Source organism: Neomelitea salexigens DSM 19753 (genome assembly GCF_000422345.1).
Taxonomy (GTDB): Bacteria; Pseudomonadota; Gammaproteobacteria; order Pseudomonadales; family Spongiibacteraceae; genus Spongiibacter; species Spongiibacter marinus_A.
Genome location: NZ_AULP01000008.1, coordinates 23,413 through 41,620, shown reverse-complemented (window position 1 = coordinate 41,620; position 18,208 = coordinate 23,413). Strand labels below are relative to the sequence as shown.

Here is an 18,208-nt window from a genome sequence, read left to right as displayed (position 1 = left end):
GATGGCAGTGGGTTCGGGGAAGTTTGGGCATTTGCACACCGTGCCAGGTGTGCGTCTTGGTATTGCCAGTGCGGGTATCAAGAAGGTCGGTCGTAAAGATGTTGTGGTCTTCGAATTGGCGCCGGGCAGCAGTGTTGCCGGCGTGTTCACGCAGAATGCATTTTGTGCTGCGCCAGTAACGGTGGCCAAGTCTCATATTGCTGGTGCCGAGAGCCGTTACCTTCTGGTGAATACCGGCAATGCAAATGCAGGCACCGGTGAGCAGGGTTTGCGCGATGCTAAGCGCTGCTGTGAGGCCTTGGCTGAGCTGACATCGGTATCTCCCGAGCAGGTGTTGCCATTCTCAACAGGTGTGATCGGCGAGTCGCTGCCGGTTGATAATATACTGGCGGCGTTGCCCGATGCCTTGTCTGATCTATCTGAGGATAACTGGGCGGCGGCGGCAAGCGGTATTATGACGACGGACACCCGTCCAAAGGCCTGCTCGCGTCAATTAGAATGGCAGGGCAGCACGATTACGATCACCGGTATCTCCAAAGGTGCTGGCATGATCAAGCCGAATATGGCGACGATGCTTGGCTACGTGGCCTGCGATGCACGCATTGAGCCGGGTCTGCTTCAGTCCATGGTCACGCGCTGTGCTAATGGCTCGTTTAACCGCATCACGGTTGATGGCGACACCTCGACGAATGACGCCTGCATGCTGATCGCCAGCGGTGAGTCGGGGCTGGAAGTGACTGAGCAAACGCCCGAATTATTGGCCGCCTTGCAAACACTTTTGGATGAGGTCTTTCTGGAGTTGGCGCATGCCATTGTGCGCGACGGTGAAGGCGCTACCAAGTTTGTAGAAGTGGCAGTGAGTGGGGCGAGGACGCCTGACGAGGCGCTAAAAGTGGCCTACACGGTTGCTGAATCCCCCCTTGTGAAAACTGCCTTGTTTGCCAGCGACCCCAACTGGGGGCGTATCCTTGCGGCCATCGGGCGCGCAGGTGTCGAACGCCTAACGGTTGAAGATGTCAGGGTTCACCTTGACGAGGTGTTGATTGCCGAGCGCGGTGGCCGTGCGGCCTCTTACACTGAAGAGGCTGGTGCTGCCGTGATGAAGAAAGACGAGATTGCTATCCGCATTGATCTCGGTCGCGGCGATGCGCGGGAGACGGTGTGGACCACCGACTTCTCTTATGACTACGTCAAGATTAACGCGGAGTATCGCAGCTAGTGGCGGTCGTGCACGTTGCGGTGGGCGTTGTCTGCGATGACCAGCACAATATCCTGATTGCCAAGCGCTCTGCAGACCGCCATCAAGGCGGCCTGTGGGAGTTTCCCGGCGGTAAGGTGGAAAGCGGCGAATCTCTGTTAGACGCGTTAGAGCGGGAGCTACAAGAAGAGATTGGGATTAGTCTTGTGCCTGAGCGGTGCTCGCCGCTGCTCAAAATCGAGCACGACTACGGGGATAAGCAAGTCTGTTTGGAGGTGTGCTGGGTGAGGGAGTTTCGCGGCCAGCCTGAGGGCCGAGAGGGGCAGCCCCTAATGTGGGTTGCGCCGCAGAACTTGAATCAGTACCGCTTCCCCGAGGCGAATCACGCGATTATAGACGCCATACTGGCCAGCGCCCGTTAACAGGCGCTAGCCAATCAGCGCGACGTGTATTCGTCGTTTAAGTCGCCACTCAGAATATCTTCATAATCGGGTTGCCCCGGAATATGGTGTTCCTCGTTTGACCAAGCGACAAAGTCCTGATTTTTGCAGTTGTCACTGCAAAATGGACGGTAGGGGTTGTTGCTGTCCCATTTTAATTTTGCGCCACAGGTTGGGCAGGGCACGATGGTGCTCAGTGTCGTGGGCTTGTTTGCTGTGCTCACTGTGCTTTTTTCTCCTCGGCATAGGCCAAGTACTGCTGGTGTAGTGTTTCCACCTCTGCATCTAAGTGTTCGATATCGCCACTATTGTCAATCACATCATCGGCGGCATCCAGCCGTTGTTGACGGCTGGCCTGGCTCGCCATAATTCGCTCGACTTGGGCCTGGTCGTTGTCATCGCGTGTCATCGTGCGAGCAACTTGGACGGACTCCGGAACATCGATCACTAATAGGCGGTCACAAAGCGCCTTCTGCCCACCCTCTACCAGTAAAGGCGAAACGTAAATGACGTAAGGGGCTTTGGCTTTTTCAAGCTGGTTTAGCGTCTCGGTGGCAATTAGCGGGTGCAGGAGTGCTTCTAGCCACTGCTTGTCTTCGGCATTGCTGAATATTCGTTTTCTCAGCTCGGCGCGCCGGAGTTCCCCGTTTGCATCCACAATCGCATCGCCAAAATGCTGTTGAATAGTCTTTAGCGCGTCGCGTCCCGGTTCAACGACTTGGCGCGCGATCACGTCTGCGTCCACTACGGTAATGCCGCGCGTTGCAAAGCGGTCCGACACGGCGGTTTTACCGCTGCCAATGCCGCCACTGAGTCCTACAATGTAATTGCTCACAATCGAAATTCCGTGTCTGTCAAAGCGGTGGTAGCCCGGCGAACGTCAGATAGCCGTTCAATAAGGTTGGTCCCCAAAATAAGGCGATCCAGCCTGCCACCGCAAGGTAGGGGCCAAAGGGAATGGTACCGGCATTGTCCCTACCTTTGAGCGCCAGTAGCATACCGCCGAGCACCGCGCCGACTACCGATGACAGCAAAATGATAACCGGCAGCATCTGCCAACCAAGCCAGGCGCCGAGGGCGGCCAGTAACTTAAAGTCGCCGTAGCCCATCCCCTCTTTACCGGTTGTCAGCTTAAACAGCCAGTAAACCGACCACAGAGACAAATAGCCAAAGATCGCGCCCCAAACGGCGTCTTGAAGTGGCACCGTCCCGCTCAAAGCGTTGTACCCGAGTCCGAGCCAGAGCAATGGCAGGGTCAAGCTGTCTGGCAGGAGCTTATGGTCGATATCTATCATGCTCATCACCAGCAGCAGCCAGCTGAAGACAATGACGGCAACTGTGTGCCAAGACATGCCGAACTGAACGGCAGCGAAAATGGCGAGTATGGCCGTTGCTAATTCTATCGCGGGATAACGCAGTCCGATTGCCGCTTTGCAGTTGGCGCAGCGACCTCGTAAGAGTATGAAGCTGATAAGGGGGATATTCTGCCAGGCTCTCACGGGGGCATGGCAATGGGGGCAATGCGAGTGGGGGAAAGACAGGGTAAATTGCTCCTGCGAATCCGTCTCGTCCTGCTCCAGAATGAGCCTGCACTCCTGCTTCCAGCGCGCTTCCATCATTTTGGGTAAGCGGTAAATAACAACGTTAAAAAAACTGCCAAACAATAGGCTAAAGATGGCGAGCAGCGCCATGCTTAGCGCTGGGTTGGAGTGTAAGTAGCTCAGGGTAGACATGAATAAAACCTAGCATTGCGCCGCTCAGCGTTGGCTAGCGGCGTTTGGAATGAACAAGCACGAGATTGTTAAATCGCGGAACCCAGCATGAAGATTGGCAAGTACATTGCGATCATTAAGCCGCCAACCAGCACACCGAGAACCGACATGATGAAGGGTTCTAGCAGCGCAGTCAGCGAGTCTACCGCATTGTCCACGGCCTCTTCGTAGTGATTCGCCACTTTATCGAGCATTTCGTCCAGCGAGCCAGACTCTTCACCTATCGAGACCATCTGCAGCAGCATGGTGGGGAAGAGATTGGTAAAGCGGATGGCTGAATACAGCGTCTGCCCCGTGGTCACATCGTCGCGTATCTGAATAATGGCTTTGTTGTATACGGCATTCCCCGCGGCGCCGGCAACAGAGTTGAGGGCGTCTACAAGCGGTACCCCTGCACTAAAGGTGGTGGCGAGGGTGCGAGAGAAGCGGGCAATGACCGAGTTGTAAACAATATCGCCGACAGCGGGTAGTTTAAGAGAGACCCTATCCACCCAGTCTGAAAAAGCCTGAGAGCGCCGGCGCGCCTGACCAAAGGCATACACCGCTACGCCAATAGCGGCGAACATAATATACCAATTGGCCTGCATCCATTCCGACATACTAACCACTAGCTTGGTGAACGCTGGCAGGTCAGAGCCGAAGCTTTCAAAGGTAGCGGCAAACTGGGGCACAACCTTTATAAGCAGTATCGCGGTGACCACGATGGCAACGACAATAACCGCAATGGGGTAGGTGAGGGCTTTTTTGATCTTGGCTTTCAGCGCCTCGGTTTTTTCCTTGTAGGTCGCTACGCGGTCAAGCATGAGTTCAAGCGTACCGGACTGCTCACCGGACTCGACCAGGCTACAAAACAAATCATCGAAATACTTGGGGTGTTTGGCACAGGCGGCCGCAAAACTGCCGCCGGAGGCCACATCGTTCTTAATGTCATTGACCAGCTCAGTCATTGTCGGGTTGCCCGCACCCTCGGCGACAATGTCGAAGCTTTGCACCAGCGGCACCCCGGCTTTTAGCATGGTGGCCATTTGCCGGGTAAAAATGGCAATGTCTGCCGGTTTGATCGGTTTTTTGCTACTGAACAGTGGCTTGGGCTTGCGCTTTACAACTTTGGGGGCAATGCCCTGCTTGCGCAATTGTGCCTTGGCAATCGCCGGAGAAATAGCAACCATTTCCCCACGGGTTTTTCGGCCTTGCTTATCGGTACCCTGCCAGACAAAAACGGCATCTTTATTCTGTGCGGCCATAATGCTTCTCGAATCTTGTTTTAATCTTTGGTCACGCGGTTAACTTCACTGAGGCTGGTGACGCCTTGCGCGCACTTCTTGAGTGCAGACTGGCGCAAATTATTAAAGCCTTCTCGTTGCGCCTGGTCGGCAATTTCCAATGAGTTGCCGTTCTCCATGATAATACGAGAGATGTCTGGTGTTATGCGAACAACTTCGTATATCCCGACGCGGCCCTTAAAACCGTTGTTACAGCGCTCACAGCCAACTGGCTCCATAATCATAGCTGAGCTTAGCATTTCTTCCGTAAAACCTTCATCTAACAGCGTTTCTTTGGGAATGTCTGCGGGTTTCGCGCATTCCTTGCAGAGCCGACGAGCCAGACGCTGGGCAATAATCAAGCTGACAGAGGTTGCCACATTGAAGGCGGGTACACCCATGTTCAGCAGACGAGTTAAGGTTTCCGGGGCGCTATTGGTGTGCAGGGTAGATAAAACCAAGTGACCAGTCTGCGCGGCCTTAATGGCAATTTCGGCGGTTTCCAGGTCCCGTATCTCACCAACCATAATAATGTCGGGATCCTGACGAAGGAAGGACCGCAGGGCCTCGGCGAAGCCCAAGCCGACTTTGGTATTCACGTGTACCTGGTTAATGCCTTCCAGGTTAATTTCTACCGGGTCTTCCGCCGTGGAGATATTGAGTTCTGGGGTATTGAGAATGTTCAGGCCGGTATACAGCGATACCGTCTTACCTGAGCCCGTCGGCCCCGTCACCAAAATCATACCTTGAGGCTGGTTGAGGGCCGATAGGTACATCTCCTTTTGCTCAGGCTCATATCCTAGAGCGTCGATGCCCATTTGTGCGGAAGACGGGTCGAGAATCCGCAGCACGACCTTTTCCCCCCACAGCGTGGGCAGCGTGTTTACACGAAAGTCGATGGCGCGGGTTTTGGACAGCTTCATTTTTATGCGGCCGTCCTGGGGGATGCGACGCTCAGAGATATCCATTTGCGACATAACTTTCAGGCGCGCAGCCAGCCGAAAGCCCAAAGATGCCGGCGGGCGGGCGACCTCCTGCAAAATACCGTCGGTGCGAAAGCGCACGCGGTAGGTCTTTTCGTAGGGTTCGAAGTGAATATCGGAAGCGCCGCCGCGAATTGCGTCTAGCAAGACTTTGTTCACAAATTTTACGACGGGCGCCTCGTCGGCACCGCTGCTATCGCCTTCAGCAGCAGCGTCCTCGTCCACCGCTTGAACGTCGAGGTTCTCCAGGTCGATATCATCCATCTCACCCAGACTGTCGGTGAGAGACTCTTCCTGGGCGGCCATATAGCTATCGATGGCTGCGTTCAGCGCGGATTCCTCAACAACAATGGGCTCAGTGCTGAGGTTGGTATGAAACTTTATCTGATCCAAGGCGTGAAGGTTGGTAGGGTCAGACATGCCAATGTAGAGGCGCTTCCCCCGCTGCCACAAAGGAACAATGCGATGGCTGCGTATCAGTTTGCTGTCTACCAGTTTTTTTGGTGCTAAATCGATATTGAAAGCCCGCAAGTCCAAAAAGGGAACGCCGAACTCATCCGCTGCTGCCTCGGCCACGGCGATGCCATCTACCAGCTTGCTGGCCACCAAGTGGCTGACAAAGCTTTTTTTCTCCTTGCTCGCAGCGTCTTGCGCCTTGCGAATGCCGGCCTCGTCGATTAAACCGTCGAAGACCAGTCGGCGAGCCAAACCGGTTAAGGGCGTACTGGAAGAGTTCATAATAAGCAGGTTCTGTTTTAATGTTGTGCGATGTAAATATCGATTAGAACCTTAGCATGCACTGTCGCTGAGTTGGAGAGTTCTTTGGTCGATGGATTCCGGAGTAAATGGGGTTGCTCGAGTTGTGGCGTGATTTTTAGATTGGCCAAGTGACATAAAATGGCAGCGCTGACAAATTTTGTCAGCGCTGAGCGGCTTTACCATTGTCTAGCCCTCTAAGAAAGGAGAGGGGTACTTGGCATGTTAAGTGCTTAAGAGTGAGTAGGTTGATGATGATCAATCGTTTCAAAAATAAATAGCTGGAGTAAATTATGAAACAAGCTCAACAGGGTTTTACCTTAATCGAATTGATGATCGTAGTTGCGATCATCGGTATTCTTGCAGCGGTCGCTTTACCCGCGTACCAAACTTACACTGAAAAGGCCCGGTTTACGGAGGTAGTCCTAGCTTCGTCCAGTGTTAAAACAGCGATAGACACTTGCTTCCAGACGCGTGGTGATAGAACACTCACAAATTGCGATACTTACGCAGAGATAGGGGCGGTCAAGACGGATGTCGAGTCAGGGACCGAGGTGGCTAGCGTTGTTATTACTGAAACTACAGCGGCTATCACCGGCACTGGTTCAGATTCAAACTCCTCAACTTACATTCTAACCCCAACCGCGGTGAACGGTACGTTGACTTGGGCGCAGACTGGTACTTGCATTGCAAATGGCGTTTGCTAGTTGTTGCGTAGTTTTGCCCTGACATAGGTTGTCAGGGTTCAAAAAAGCCGCTTTCGCATAGGGAGCGGCTTTTTTATTACGCTATTTTTAGCCTATCAGCCGCATCGACAAATCCACTGCCCTGGCATGCTTAGTCAATGCGCCTATCGAGATGTAATCGACACCGGTCTCTGCAATGCCTGCCAGTGTGGCTTTGCTAACATTTCCCGAGGCCTCTAGTTTGGCGCGGCCTGCGGTAAGGTTCACGCCTTTGCGCATATCGTCCAGGCTGAAGTTATCCAACATTATGGTGTCAGCGCGGGCGTCGAGGGCTTGTTCCAGCTCGTTCAATGACTCTACTTCAACTTCCACAGGCTTGCCTGGTGCCAGCTGGCGGGCAGCCGCGATGGCGTTGGCGATGCTGCCGGCGGCTGCAATGTGGTTCTCTTTAATAAGGAAAGCATCGTAAAGGCCGATGCGGTGGTTGTGACAGCCGCCGCAGGTTACGGCGTATTTTTGCGCGGTGCGCAGGCCGGGAATGGTTTTGCGGGTGTCCAGAAGTTTGACCTGGGTATGTGCCACAATGTCGGCGTAGTCTCGGCAGGTAGTGGCGGTGCCAGAAAGCAGCTGCAGAAAATTGAGAGCACTGCGCTCACCGGTCAGCAGGCTTCTGGCTTTTCCTTGTAGCTCAAATAACACGCTATTTGCTTCAGCGCGGTCCCCGTCTTTGACGTGCCAGGTAACTGTGACTGAGTTATCAATTTGTCGAAATACTTCGTCTACCCAGGCCTGCCCGCATATAACCGCTGCCTCTCGGCTGATAATTTTTGCAGCGGCGATTTCTGTGTCCGGGATTAACATGGCGGTGATGTCACCGCTGCCGATATCCTCAATCAAAGCTGCGCGCACAGTGGATTGAACGTCGTTTTCAGTGGCTGTGGGAAGGGGCATGGGCAGGCCTCAATGGCAATTTGCTGATAAGGATTTACGGCGACTCCGCTAGCAACAACACAGTCGCCCCTAGTCCTCTAGGTAGTTTCCCGCGCTGGTCGCTGGGAAATGGCAGCTGCTATAAAACGCTTAAGTGAAAGGTTGCTGTTGCGCGACGCAGGCGGAGTTTACCAAGATGGGAGGTATAGGTGTAGTTGAGTGCGCAGATATGCATAATTCGCTACTGACGACTTAACGACACTTTGGTATAACTGTGTTACCTAGGAAGGGTTGAAGCAAGCAAGGACAGCTAAGGTAGTATCCCGGGCGGTGGGTTTCCAACGGAGTGCCGCTGCACATCGAGATACAGCGTACAAAAAATAGAATACTAGCAGTTCGACAGATGGCTGGCAGAAATCAAAATGACTGATAAACCCAACAATGTTGTGGATTTAACCACACGCAGAGACCCGATGCCCAGTGCTGTCGAAGCCAGTGTGGCGGAGTTGCCTGCCAGTATGGCCGCCCTGCGTGAGAAATGTCAGTTATTCTTGGCTGAACGTCTTACCGGTCTATTGGACGATGTCGATGACACGCTCTTTGAGCTTGCGGACGAAGCGAGCAGTGCCAAAGAGCAGCACCTGTATTTTGACTCGATGCGCGAAATTCGCGTTCATCGTCAGCTAATCGAGCAGAACTTCAGTGCAAAACTTTGTGACAATTTTACTGATCAACTGAACACGGCTGTCAACGGCGCTGCAGACAGAGGGCGAGCTAAACTAAAACTTCTAGAGTCAGATGCCCTGGAAGAGTTGGTCGCTATTGAGGGAATGGCGAAGAAGGCCGAGCGCCAGCACTTGCAACAATTGTGGCAATTGAGTGTTGCCTGGCAACACAGTGTGGGTGGCGAAAGTATCAGTGCGGCGGAATTGCCGATGGGGCCGGCGAAAATTGCCAAGGCTTTCAGCGAGGCTTGCCGTGACCTGAATATCGATATCAAAGCTCGCTTAATACTGTTTAAGATTTTCGACGGCCAAATCATCTCTCGCTATGGCGAGTTGTTTGATGTGATGTTGCCGGTGTTGGAGAGCAGTGGCGTCGCCTTGGAGTCAGAGCGACCTGAATCCCAGCAACGCAAAGACGAGTCTTCGGCGGCGGTGGAGCCTTCCCGCGCAGAGGGTGAAGATAGCGCCCGGCCGGCCGCTGAGTTGGTAAACCAGTTGGTCGATGCCATGGACGAGGTCTTTCAACAGGCTTCTGCGAATGAGGCGGCAACCCTTTCCAAACCGTCGTTTATGGTCGCTCTGCAAGATATGCAGGACGAGCAGTTTAGCCACTTGAAAACGCAAGGGGCGGCCAACGACAGTCACGCATTCCACGAAATATCGCAAAAGTTAGTCTCCCGCCTTCGTGAGGTGAGCCGAGTTTCTCAAAACGATGCGTCAGCGCTCTCACTTGAGAGGGATCAGGATACCGTCCATTTTGTCGGTACCTTATTTCAGTACATGCTCGAAGGCGATGGCCTTTCCGACCCGCTCAAGCGCTTGTTGGCTCACTTGCAGATCCCAATTCTAAAAATGGCGATGCTGGACAAGAGCTTCTTTAGTCGAGAAGAGCACCCGGCCCGAAAGCTGCTCAGTGCGATCGTTGGCGCGGGTATTGGTTGGTCGCCTGTGTCCACGCCCGAAAAAGACCCGTTGTATAAAAAGCTCGAAGAAGTCGTCATGCGTATTCTGGGCGACTTCGGTGTAGATACTCAGGTTTTCGTCGATGTTTTGACGGAGTTTGGCAAGTTTCAAGAAAAGGCCCAGCGTCGCGCTGAGTTGGTGGCGCAGCGCACAATCAACGCAGAGGGCGGTCGGGCGACTGCCCAGGCGGCGCGCTCATATATTTCCGGCCTGCTGGAGGACAAGCTCAGCGGGGCAGATTACCCTCCGGTGGCACGCAAAGTCTTGCTGGACGGCTGGAGTAAGGTGCTATTCCTAAGCTATGTGCAGTCCGGGCCTGAGAGCGCAAGTTTCAAAGACGAAGTGCAATTTGTTGAGCGCTTTCTGTGGAGCGTTGCCCCAAATAATGAAGCCGGGCACCGCAATGAGCTGATTACCGCGCTGCCCGTGCTGATTGAAACGCTTCGGCTCGGGTTTAACCGAGTATCGCTAAACGCGTTTGATACCAGTAAGTGGTTCGAGCAGCTTGAGCGTTTACATCTAGCCAAATTAAGTCGCAATGAGGCGCCGTCGGCACCGCGCACGGCCGATGAAGACCAAGCATTAGAAGATTTGGACGCCGCCTTGGCAGAGCTGGATGAGCCAGCGGTGGTGTCGGCGGAAAACGTTTCTACTGATGAGGCGGCTGAGCCTGAACTAAGTTCAAATGAGCCGCCTGTTGAGGAGGCTGCAAGCACCGCCGCTGCGCTTGACGCCTTGCGCGTTGGCAACTGGGTGGACTTGCGTCAAGACGACGGAAAAATGCTGCGCTGCCGCTTGGCGGCAGTGATTAACGGCATTGGTAAATACATCTTCGTCAATCGCGCTGGAATAAAAGTCGCTGAATACGATATGGATACCCTGCGATCAGCTGTGGTTGATGGCGATATCGTGCTGATTGAAGACGACAGAATGTTCGACCGAGCACTGGAGTCGGTGATTAGTAACCTGCGCGACATGCACGACAAGCCGCTAAGTTAAGGCTTCGCTGAGCCATTACCGAATTAATCAGAGGTGCCTTAAGTACTGAGTGGCTGGACCTGCCCGGCCTCACGAAACTTGCTCTATCCTGTTACACTTTCCCGCAGAAACGCGGGAGAGCAGATGTACACGATTGATAAGAATGGGTGGTTTGAACACGCCCGCAAAACCCCCTCCGAAAACTTTAATGCTCGCCCCGAAGGGGAAGAGATTGACCTTCTGCTCATCCACAATATCAGCCTGCCGCCCGGCCAGTTTGGCACAGGCTGCGTGCCGCAGTTTTTTTGTAATACTCTGGACTGCAGTCAGGATCCCGCGCTGGCCGATATTCAGGAGTTGAAGGTCTCGGCGCACTTATTCATTGACCGCGAAGGCGAGTGCTACCAGTTTGTCTCCCTGCTCGACCGCGCCTGGCATGCCGGGGTGTCGCAATTTTGTGGCCGAGACAACTGCAACGACTTTAGTATCGGTATTGAGCTGGAGGGCGAAGACCACCGCCCCTATACCGAGCGGCAGTACCACGAGTTGGCGGCAGTCACACGCGCCTTGCGTCAGCGGTTTCCAAAAATTAATCTAGAGCGTATTGTTGGGCATTGCGATGTTGCGCCCGGAAGAAAAACCGATCCGGGACCGGCCTTTAACTGGGACAAATTGCGCGCCTTGTTAGCTTAACGCCTTCCTGTAGCGGTAATGAGTGGAAATTAACTATGGAATTTTTCGCGATTTTGATCGCTTGGGGTGCGGTACAGTTCTGGGGTAGCGCGGAGCTGTTCCAGCGAGATAGCTGGGTGGTGCAATACCGCCAGCTGCTGAAAGGGTTTGCCAGTCCCGCTCTTCGTTTGGGACTGTTTGTTTTAGTGCCAGTGTTATTGCTGGCGCTGCTATTGTGGTTGATTGCTCCGCTTGTTTTTGGCTTGCCGCTGTTCTTAATCAGCGTGGCGGTATTGCTATACAGTCTGGGAAGGGGAGACTTTCAAATACAGCTGCGTCTCTACCTAAACAGCTGGCAGCGCGGAGATTTAGAAGGGGCCTTCCTCTATGGCCAACATTTTAGCGAAGAGCTCTGTGATAGCGGTGCAGACAATGCCTTGCAAATGCACAACGCCGTGCGCAAGGCGGTGTTCTATCAGGGGTTTGAGCGCTGGTTTGCGGTGGTGTTTTGGTTTTTTGCCTTAGGGCCGGCAGTGGCATTGCTCTACCGTTTGGTATTCATGACCGCGCAAGATGCCCTTGCCAGCCAGCAAGAGCGGGATTTAAGTAAAAACATACTCTACTACCTGGAGTGGTTGCCCGTTCGCCTTCTCGGCTTTGCCTTCGCACTGATTGGTGATTTCGAGGGCTGCTTTGGAAAATGGCGGGCTATGGTGTTGGGGGATCTGCCCAGCGACGCTTACCTGGATGAGCTGGGAAGCTGTTCTATGGCATCAGCGGTAAATGCTGAGCTCGATGGTGATCAATTTGTGCAGCAGGCAGCGCAAGAGTTGCAAAAAGTGCAGCAGTTACTTTCACGCAGCCTGCTGTGTTGGATTGCCGTGATGGCGTTAATGCAGTTGTTCTAGGGCATGCGCATTGGTATTGATCTCGGCGGTACCAAAATTGAGGCCGTCGCAATGGACGGCGGCGACATTCTGTACCGGCAACGAACGCCGACCCCTCGCGATAATTACTCCTCGATTCTCCGGTCTATTGCAGACCTAGTTGGGCGCGTTGAAACGGCGCTCGGCAAGACGGGCAGTGTTGGTGTTGGCACGCCGGGCGCCGCCTCGGCGGTCGATGGCAGGATGAAAAATTGCAATACCACCTGTTTGAATGGGCAAGCGCTACAGCGGGATTTAGAGGCGTTGATGCAACGCCCGTTGCGCCTAGCCAATGATGCGAACTGTTTCGCCTTGTCTGAGGCGGTTGACGGCGCCGCGCAGAGTGCCAGCAGTGTCTTTGGCGTCATTATTGGGACCGGCGTGGGAGGTGGCTTAGTGTTTTCTAAACAGCTTCACGTGGGCGCAAATGCCATAGGGGGAGAGTGGGGGCACAACCTTATGCCAGGCGCTGACGAGGGGCGTCAGTGTTATTGCGGTCGCCGCGACTGCATAGAAACTTACCTCAGTGGCGCAGGTCTGCTGCAGAGTTACCAGCGGAATCAGGGGTGTGCTGAGAACGTACAAGGCGTTGTGGCTGACGCCGAGGCGGGTAGCGAGCGCGCCCGTGCCCAGCTTGACGATTACTGTGAAAAGCTGGCCAGAGCCCTGGCATCGGTCATCAATACGGTCGACCCAGAAGCGATTGTTTTAGGCGGTGGCCTTTCCAATATTCCACTGCTTTACACCAGGGTGCCTGAATTGTGGGGCAGGTGGGTATTCAGTGACCAGTGCCGCACGCAACTATTGGCCGCGCGCTACGGTGATAGCAGCGGCGTTCGCGGTGCGGCCTGGCTATGGTGAGTTAGCGTTTATCGGCGGGTTGCCACAGCACTTCATTGTCGCCATTGCGGCGCGCGAGTAATCGCGCCATCACGAATAAAAAGTCGGACAGGCGATTGAGATACTGCCTGCTAGTGTCGTTAATGGGCGTTTCGCGGTGCAGGGCAACAAGGCTGCGCTCCGCGCGACGGCAAATGGCCCGGGCAAGGTGGCAGGCGGCGGCCGGTTTATTGCCGCCGGGTAAGATAAAGTTCTTCAATGGCGGCAGGTCTTCATTGAGCGTGTCCAGGCTTTCTTCAAGTTCGCCGATGCGCTCTGCACTAACCAAGGTGTAACCCGGTACGGCGAGTTCACCGCCAAGGTCGAAAAGGTCGTGCTGGATACATGCCAGTAGGCGAGTGTAGTCGTCGTGCTCGGGCAGTTCGGCAATCAGTACGCCCACTTGTGAATTGAGTTCATCTACCGTGCCTATCGCCTCCATTCTGGCGTGGTCTTTGTCAATGCGCGAGCCGTCGCCCAAGCCCGTTGTGCCATCGTCTCCGGTGCGGGTATAAATCTTGGATAAACGGTGTCCCATATTTCCCTCTGCTGACTGCTGTCTTGTAGAATGACGTGCCGGTGCGGAATTTCGCTGCCGGCGTAAGTATACGTGACTTGCAGAAACTGGGCAGCCGAGTGCCCATGAAAACGATAATAGGAGTCAGGGTGCTGGAATTATATTTAGGCGGTGCGCGGTCGGGCAAAAGCCGCTTGGCAGAACAGCGCGCCTGCGACAGCGGCCGGGAATTGATCTACATCGCGACAGCAACCGCAGGGGATGCTGAAATGGCGGCACGTATTGCCCATCATCGGCAGCAGCGTGCAGGCTGCGGTTGGCACACCGTTGAAGCACCTGAGCAGCTTTGCCAAGCCATCGCCGAACACGCCGCAGAGAACCGGTGCATATTGGTAGACTGTTTAACGCTGTGGTTGAGCAATTGGCTCATTAAAGATGATGAGCAGCAATGGCGGGGTGTAAGAGCCGGTTTTCTGCAGTGTATTCAACGTAATCCGGGGCAGGTGATACTGGTCAGCAATGAAGTTGGCCAAGGTGTTGTCCCCACTGGAGCGCTGACTCGCCGCTTTGTAGATGAAGCGGGCCGCCTACATCAGGATATCGCCGCTGTAGCCGACCGGGTGGTCTTTGTTACAGCAGGCTTGGAACAAGTTTTAAAAGGGAAATAACCGTGACTGAGTGGTATTTAGAGGCGGCGCCAGAGCCGGACGAAGAAATGCGCGCCGCTGCGCAGCAGCATCAAGACAATTTGACCAAGCCGCGTGGCTCTCTGGGACGGCTAGAAGATGTTGCCGTGCAACTGTCGGCGGTTCAGCGCACGCGGACTCCCAAGCTTGATCGGGCATTTATCGCAGTTTTTGCCGCTGATCACGGCGTCGCTGCCGAGGGAGTGTCGGCGTATCCCCAAACGGTAACCGCCGAGATGGTGCGTAATTTTGCCAGCGGTGGTGCGGCAATCAGTGTATTGGCTGACAGTGTCGGTGCGTCGTTTAAAGTGGTGAACACCGGAACGGTTTACGCGATTGAAGACCTGCCCAATGTGGTTGATCGGCGCGTGGCTGCGGGAACACAAAATATGTGTGTTACCGAGGCGATGGATCGCGAGCAGTGCTTGGAGGCCTTTGCCGTGGGCCGGGATATCATTGATGAGGCGGGGGATATTGATATCTTTCTCGGCGGTGAGATGGGCATTGCCAACAGTACCTCTGCTGCGGCACTTGCGGTGGCGCACACGCGGCTGTCGGCAACGGCAATGGTGGGGCGCGGTACCGGTATTAGTGAACAGGGCTTAGCCAAAAAAGCAGCGGTGGTCACGCGGGCAATGTCGCGGCACTTGCCGCATATGAAAGACGGTGTCGAAACCTTGCGGCGTATCGGTGGATTAGAAATTAACGCCTTGGTGGGTGCATATATTCGCGCCGCGCAGAAAGGTATCGTTGTTTTGGTTGATGGCTATATTTGCACGGCGGCAGCAATTTCTGCTGTGAAGGTGAACCCTTCTATTCGACCGTGGCTGTTCTTTTCTCATTGCTCGGCTGAGCCCGGTCACAAGCGACTGTTGGCGAAAATGGATGCGCAGCCGCTGCTAGAGCTGGATATGCGCTTGGGCGAGGGCAGTGGTGCAGCGTTGGCTCTGCCAATTATGCGTGCAGCCTGTCGACTGCACAACGATATGGCAAGTTTTGAAGAAGCCGGTGTGAGCCGAGGTAGCGACGCGTGACGGTGACAAGCAGCCGCATTGATCTGCTGCGCCACGGCGCCTGCGAGGGCGGCGAGATATTTCGCGGCAGTACCGACGTTGCTTTGAGCGAAACCGGCTGGTCGCAAATGCGTGACAAAGTCGCCAGGGTGGACGAGCCTCACTGGGATCACATTGTGACCTCGCCGTTGCAGCGCTGTGCGCGTTTTGCAGAAGAGTTGTCTAACCAGCACGGTGTTACACTTTCGGTAAACGATGACTTGCGAGAGATCCATTTTGGTGACTGGGAGGGGCTGCCGCACAGTGAGGCCCAACAGCGAGACCCAGAGGTGTGGCGCAAGTTTTGGCAGTCACCGGATTCCGCTAGCCCACCCAATGGTGAGGCGATGAGTGACTTTTGCGCGCGGGTGACGGGAGCACTGGATGCCATTGCCCAGCAGCACAGTGGGCAGTCGGTATTGCTGGTGGTACACGGCGCGGTTATCCGCGTGATGATATGCCATTGGTTGGGTATGCCAATGGGCGCAATGACGCGGCTATCGGTGCCTTATGCCGGCTTTAGCCGCTTTCATATTTATCACCAAGATGGTCGGGAGCCATGGGTGCAGTTGCATAGCCACGGCTAGGCGTTCAGTCGTGCAGATTACGGGCGTTCAATTTTCGGGGCGGATAGCGCCTTACTGCCTGCAATAAACCACTTGCCGTCCCGGCGCACAAATTGGTAACGAGCGTGATGGCGCTGGGTTTCCCCGGCTTTGAAACTACCAAAGCTGCTTTTGTACTGTTTGTATTCCATATTGAAAGGCGCGAGCTTTCGCATGCCGACCACGGTGTCGAAATCTTCAGGGAAACGCAGCGTGACATAGACGTCTGCGCTAGCGGACTCCCCACCGTCGTTTTTATTCAATACCTCGACACTCTCCAACTCAAAAAATGCGGGCTCAGCCAACTCGGCGATGTTTTTCTTTAACAATTCTTGCACGGTGTAGTCGGTAAATGCGATGGGTTTCTGGCTGCAGGCAGCCAGCAGTATCGCTGCGGCAAACACTGCGAAAATGCGGCGTAATGCAAAGGGAAAAATACACATAAATAGGTAGCTCGTTAGAAACATAACTGTCATCTTTGGGCAGTAGGCTCCTCCGCATGCGAGATTTGCATGCTTCACGCCCTGTTTGATGACAACGAGTACACTATGGATCGCCGACTATTTATCAAAGCGCTTACTACTGCCAGCATTGGCATACCTATACTGACAGCCTGCGGAGGCGGTAGCAATAACAGCGGCGGTGGCGGTGGTGGCGTAACGCCAAGTGCCGGGCTGCGCTTTGAACACGGTGTTGCCAGTGGTGACCCCTTGGACGACCGCGTCATTTTATGGACGCGAGCAACGCCAGCGCTTGGCCACACTGGCGATATTACGGTGTTGTGTGAAATCGCCGAAGATCCGAGTTTCGAGCGCATCGTGCTCTCAGAAGCCCTGAGTAGTAATGCTAATCGCGACTACACAGTAAAGTTCGATGCTGCCGGTCTACTGGCTGACCGACGCTACTGGTACCGGTTTAAAGGTGCCGACAGCAGCTCGCCGGTTGGCCGCGCGCGAACCTTACCCCTGCCTGGTCAATACACTGACCGCCTGCGCTTCGCCGTGTGCTCGTGTAGCAGCTATCCCCACGGTTACTTCTCGGTATACCGCATGATGGCAAACCGCGCCGACCTCGACTTTGTCATGCACCTGGGCGACTACATCTACGAATATGGCCAGGATGAGTACGGCGACCATCCTGAACGCCTGCTCGATCCGGCCCATGAAATTGTCAGCCTTGACGATTATCGGCGCCGCTATGCGTTATACCGTCGCGACGTCGACCTTCAGGCCGCTCATGCCACCCACTCCTTTGTTACGGTGTGGGACGACCATGAAACCACTGACAATTCTTATAAAGATGGAGCCAACAATCACAACGAGGGCGAAGGCGATTGGTTTGAGCGCAAACGCTTAGCGATTCAGGCCTATTTTGAATGGCTGCCGATCCGCCCGCCGACCGCAAGTCAGGACAGCATCTACCGTGCCTTCCGCTTTGGCGACCTGGCTGACTTTGTCATGCTCGATACCCGCTTAGAAGGCCGGGAAAAGCAGCTCGATAACCCGGTTGATCCGGCGCGCATTGAACAGCGTGACCTGCTGGGACAAACGCAAAAAGACTGGTTTAAAAATCAGCTGGCGGTGTCTCAAGGGATATGGAAATTCGTAGGTCAGCAAGTTATGTTTGCGCAGCTGCAGATCCTCGAGCTGCAACGCCTGCTGCCAGGTGTCCCCACTAACGACTTCAGCCCGCTCATCGCCGTCAATATGGACCAATGGGACGGCTACCCCACCGAGCGCGAAGAGATACTCGACTTTATCGAAGAGCAGGGTATTCAAAACACCGTAATTCTAACCGGTGATATCCACACCAGCTGGGCGAACGAGGTGTATAAAAGCAGTGCGATCTTGACCAGCGGTGTATTGGATGAGCCCTTGGCCGTCGAATTCGTGACCAGCAGTATTACCTCGCCCGGTTTCCCGGACGGCGCCGCTGAGTTGGTATCGGCAGTGCTGCCCGTGGCGAACCCGCACATGAAATATACAGACCTGAAAAACAAGGGTTTCATCTTGATGGACGTCACTCGTGAACGCACGCAGGCGGAGTATTACTACGCCGCTGATATCAGTCGTGCTGACCAGTCCGGGGTGGAAATGGACAAGGTTAAAACACTGTCTGTGAATGCCGGCAGCAGCCGCTTAGTCGAAGATACCCCAGTGAGCCGTCCGCGTAGCTAAG

General features: G+C 54.6%; 19 protein-coding genes. 11 read left to right on the top strand and 8 right to left on the bottom strand.

Translation table 11 applies throughout. The features are described 5' to 3' along the window. The first annotated feature begins 1 nt into the window (after position 1). Both argJ and mutT read left to right on the top strand, forming a co-directional pair. Positions 2-1,219, top strand: coding sequence for a bifunctional glutamate N-acetyltransferase/amino-acid acetyltransferase ArgJ (argJ, locus tag H573_RS0112220; protein ID WP_027874529.1), 1,218 nt, complete (start codon positions 2-4; stop codon positions 1,217-1,219). Then, on the top strand, positions 1,219-1,620 hold the full coding sequence (mutT, locus tag H573_RS0112215) for an 8-oxo-dGTP diphosphatase MutT (RefSeq protein ID WP_027874528.1): 402 nt from the start codon (positions 1,219-1,221) through the stop codon (positions 1,618-1,620). Before argJ ends, mutT begins: the two co-directional genes overlap by 1 nt. A 14-nt stretch (positions 1,621-1,634) precedes the next feature. On the opposite strand, the gene yacG is transcribed toward mutT, so the two are convergent. The 5 genes from yacG to pilB all read right to left on the bottom strand — a co-directional run bounded on the left by yacG (position 1,635) and on the right by pilB (position 6,393). Further along, a complete protein-coding gene (yacG, locus tag H573_RS0112210) occupies positions 1,635-1,862 on the bottom strand; it encodes a DNA gyrase inhibitor YacG (RefSeq protein ID WP_051171265.1) in 228 nt (75 codons plus the stop codon). Continuing rightward, a complete protein-coding gene (gene coaE / locus H573_RS0112205) occupies positions 1,859-2,473 on the bottom strand; it encodes a dephospho-CoA kinase (RefSeq protein WP_027874526.1) in 615 nt (204 codons plus the stop codon). Before coaE ends, yacG begins: the two co-directional genes overlap by 4 nt. Positions 2,474-2,492: 19 nt before the next feature. Continuing rightward, entirely contained in the window at positions 2,493-3,371 is an 879-nt protein-coding gene (locus H573_RS0112200; RefSeq protein ID WP_027874525.1) for a prepilin peptidase, read from the bottom strand. Positions 3,372-3,439: 68 nt separating this feature from the next. Further along, complete coding sequence (locus H573_RS0112195; protein ID WP_027874524.1) at positions 3,440-4,654, bottom strand: type II secretion system F family protein; 1,215 nt, start codon at positions 4,652-4,654, stop codon at positions 3,440-3,442. A gap of 20 nt (positions 4,655-4,674) precedes the next feature. Next, positions 4,675-6,393: a type IV-A pilus assembly ATPase PilB gene (pilB, locus tag H573_RS0112190; protein WP_027874523.1), complete on the bottom strand. Its 1,719-nt coding sequence runs from the start codon at positions 6,391-6,393 to the stop codon at positions 4,675-4,677. Between the two features lie 311 nt (positions 6,394-6,704). On the opposite strand from pilB, the gene H573_RS0112185 reads away from it, so the two are divergent. Continuing rightward, positions 6,705-7,118, top strand: coding sequence for a pilin (locus H573_RS0112185; protein WP_027874522.1), 414 nt, complete (start codon positions 6,705-6,707; stop codon positions 7,116-7,118). Between the two features lie 87 nt (positions 7,119-7,205). On the opposite strand, the gene nadC is transcribed toward H573_RS0112185, so the two are convergent. Then, positions 7,206-8,048, bottom strand: a complete 843-nt coding sequence (gene nadC / locus H573_RS0112180; RefSeq protein WP_027874521.1) for a carboxylating nicotinate-nucleotide diphosphorylase — start codon at positions 8,046-8,048, stop codon at positions 7,206-7,208. Positions 8,049-8,449: 401 nt separating this feature from the next. Between nadC and H573_RS0112175 the strand changes: the two genes are divergently transcribed. From H573_RS0112175 to H573_RS0112160, 4 genes are all read left to right on the top strand, one after another. After that, positions 8,450-10,714 carry a DUF1631 domain-containing protein gene (locus tag H573_RS0112175; protein ID WP_027874520.1) on the top strand — a complete coding sequence of 755 codons (2,265 nt, stop codon included), beginning with the start codon at positions 8,450-8,452 and terminating at the stop codon, positions 10,712-10,714. Between the two features lie 123 nt (positions 10,715-10,837). Beyond that, positions 10,838-11,386: a 1,6-anhydro-N-acetylmuramyl-L-alanine amidase AmpD gene (gene ampD / locus H573_RS0112170; RefSeq protein ID WP_027874519.1), complete on the top strand. Its 549-nt coding sequence runs from the start codon at positions 10,838-10,840 to the stop codon at positions 11,384-11,386. Positions 11,387-11,421: 35 nt separating this feature from the next. Further along, positions 11,422-12,273: a regulatory signaling modulator protein AmpE gene (ampE, locus tag H573_RS0112165; protein WP_027874518.1), complete on the top strand. Its 852-nt coding sequence runs from the start codon at positions 11,422-11,424 to the stop codon at positions 12,271-12,273. 3 nt (positions 12,274-12,276) lie between these two features. Further along, positions 12,277-13,152 carry an ROK family protein gene (locus H573_RS0112160; protein ID WP_027874517.1) on the top strand — a complete coding sequence of 292 codons (876 nt, stop codon included), beginning with the start codon at positions 12,277-12,279 and terminating at the stop codon, positions 13,150-13,152. Between the two features lies 1 nt (position 13,153). Here H573_RS0112160 and H573_RS0112155 read toward each other — a convergent pair whose 3' ends face one another. Next, positions 13,154-13,708, bottom strand: a complete 555-nt coding sequence (locus H573_RS0112155; RefSeq protein WP_027874516.1) for a cob(I)yrinic acid a,c-diamide adenosyltransferase — start codon at positions 13,706-13,708, stop codon at positions 13,154-13,156. 128 nt (positions 13,709-13,836) lie between these two features. Between H573_RS0112155 and cobU the strand changes: the two genes are divergently transcribed. Genes cobU through cobC form a run of 3 tightly spaced genes read left to right on the top strand, consistent with a single transcriptional unit; the run spans position 13,837 to position 16,012 of the window. Then, complete coding sequence (cobU, locus tag H573_RS0112150) at positions 13,837-14,355, top strand: bifunctional adenosylcobinamide kinase/adenosylcobinamide-phosphate guanylyltransferase (RefSeq protein WP_027874515.1); 519 nt, start codon at positions 13,837-13,839, stop codon at positions 14,353-14,355. A gap of 2 nt (positions 14,356-14,357) precedes the next feature. Beyond that, a complete protein-coding gene (cobT, locus tag H573_RS0112145) occupies positions 14,358-15,407 on the top strand; it encodes a nicotinate-nucleotide--dimethylbenzimidazole phosphoribosyltransferase (RefSeq protein ID WP_027874514.1) in 1,050 nt (349 codons plus the stop codon). After that, the gene (gene cobC, locus H573_RS0112140) at positions 15,404-16,012 is read left to right on the top strand and encodes an alpha-ribazole phosphatase (RefSeq protein ID WP_084498053.1); all 609 of its coding nucleotides are present in this window, start codon (positions 15,404-15,406) and stop codon (positions 16,010-16,012) included. The genes cobT and cobC overlap by 4 nt, the downstream gene beginning before the upstream one ends. Positions 16,013-16,029: 17 nt before the next feature. Here the strand turns inward: cobC and H573_RS0112135 are convergent, their stop codons facing one another. Beyond that, positions 16,030-16,506: a hypothetical protein gene (locus H573_RS0112135; RefSeq protein ID WP_154653891.1), complete on the bottom strand. Its 477-nt coding sequence runs from the start codon at positions 16,504-16,506 to the stop codon at positions 16,030-16,032. Between the two features lie 72 nt (positions 16,507-16,578). Between H573_RS0112135 and H573_RS18050 the strand changes: the two genes are divergently transcribed. Beyond that, positions 16,579-18,207, top strand: coding sequence for an alkaline phosphatase D family protein (locus H573_RS18050; protein WP_036256734.1), 1,629 nt, complete (start codon positions 16,579-16,581; stop codon positions 18,205-18,207). The last annotated feature ends 1 nt before the right edge of the window (position 18,208 follow it).

What these genes read in the sequence shown, in the direction of transcription:
- argJ (WP_027874529.1), top strand. Translation starts at nt 2, where the DNA reads ATGGCAGTGGGTTCGGGGAAGTTTGGGCATTTGCACACCGTGCCAGGT.
- H573_RS0112200 (WP_027874525.1), bottom strand. Translation starts at nt 3,371, where the DNA reads ATGTCTACCCTGAGCTACTTACACTCCAACCCAGCGCTAAGCATGGCG.
- H573_RS0112195 (WP_027874524.1), bottom strand. Translation starts at nt 4,654, where the DNA reads ATGGCCGCACAGAATAAAGATGCCGTTTTTGTCTGGCAGGGTACCGAT.
- pilB (WP_027874523.1), bottom strand. Translation starts at nt 6,393, where the DNA reads ATGAACTCTTCCAGTACGCCCTTAACCGGTTTGGCTCGCCGACTGGTC.
- H573_RS0112185 (WP_027874522.1), top strand. Translation starts at nt 6,705, where the DNA reads ATGAAACAAGCTCAACAGGGTTTTACCTTAATCGAATTGATGATCGTA.
- nadC (WP_027874521.1), bottom strand. Translation starts at nt 8,048, where the DNA reads ATGCCCCTTCCCACAGCCACTGAAAACGACGTTCAATCCACTGTGCGC.
- H573_RS0112175 (WP_027874520.1), top strand. Translation starts at nt 8,450, where the DNA reads ATGACTGATAAACCCAACAATGTTGTGGATTTAACCACACGCAGAGAC.
- ampD (WP_027874519.1), top strand. Translation starts at nt 10,838, where the DNA reads ATGTACACGATTGATAAGAATGGGTGGTTTGAACACGCCCGCAAAACC.
- ampE (WP_027874518.1), top strand. Translation starts at nt 11,422, where the DNA reads ATGGAATTTTTCGCGATTTTGATCGCTTGGGGTGCGGTACAGTTCTGG.
- H573_RS0112160 (WP_027874517.1), top strand. Translation starts at nt 12,277, where the DNA reads ATGCGCATTGGTATTGATCTCGGCGGTACCAAAATTGAGGCCGTCGCA.
- H573_RS0112155 (WP_027874516.1), bottom strand. Translation starts at nt 13,708, where the DNA reads ATGGGACACCGTTTATCCAAGATTTATACCCGCACCGGAGACGATGGC.
- H573_RS0112135 (WP_154653891.1), bottom strand. Translation starts at nt 16,506, where the DNA reads ATGACAGTTATGTTTCTAACGAGCTACCTATTTATGTGTATTTTTCCC.
- H573_RS18050 (WP_036256734.1), top strand. Translation starts at nt 16,579, where the DNA reads ATGGATCGCCGACTATTTATCAAAGCGCTTACTACTGCCAGCATTGGC.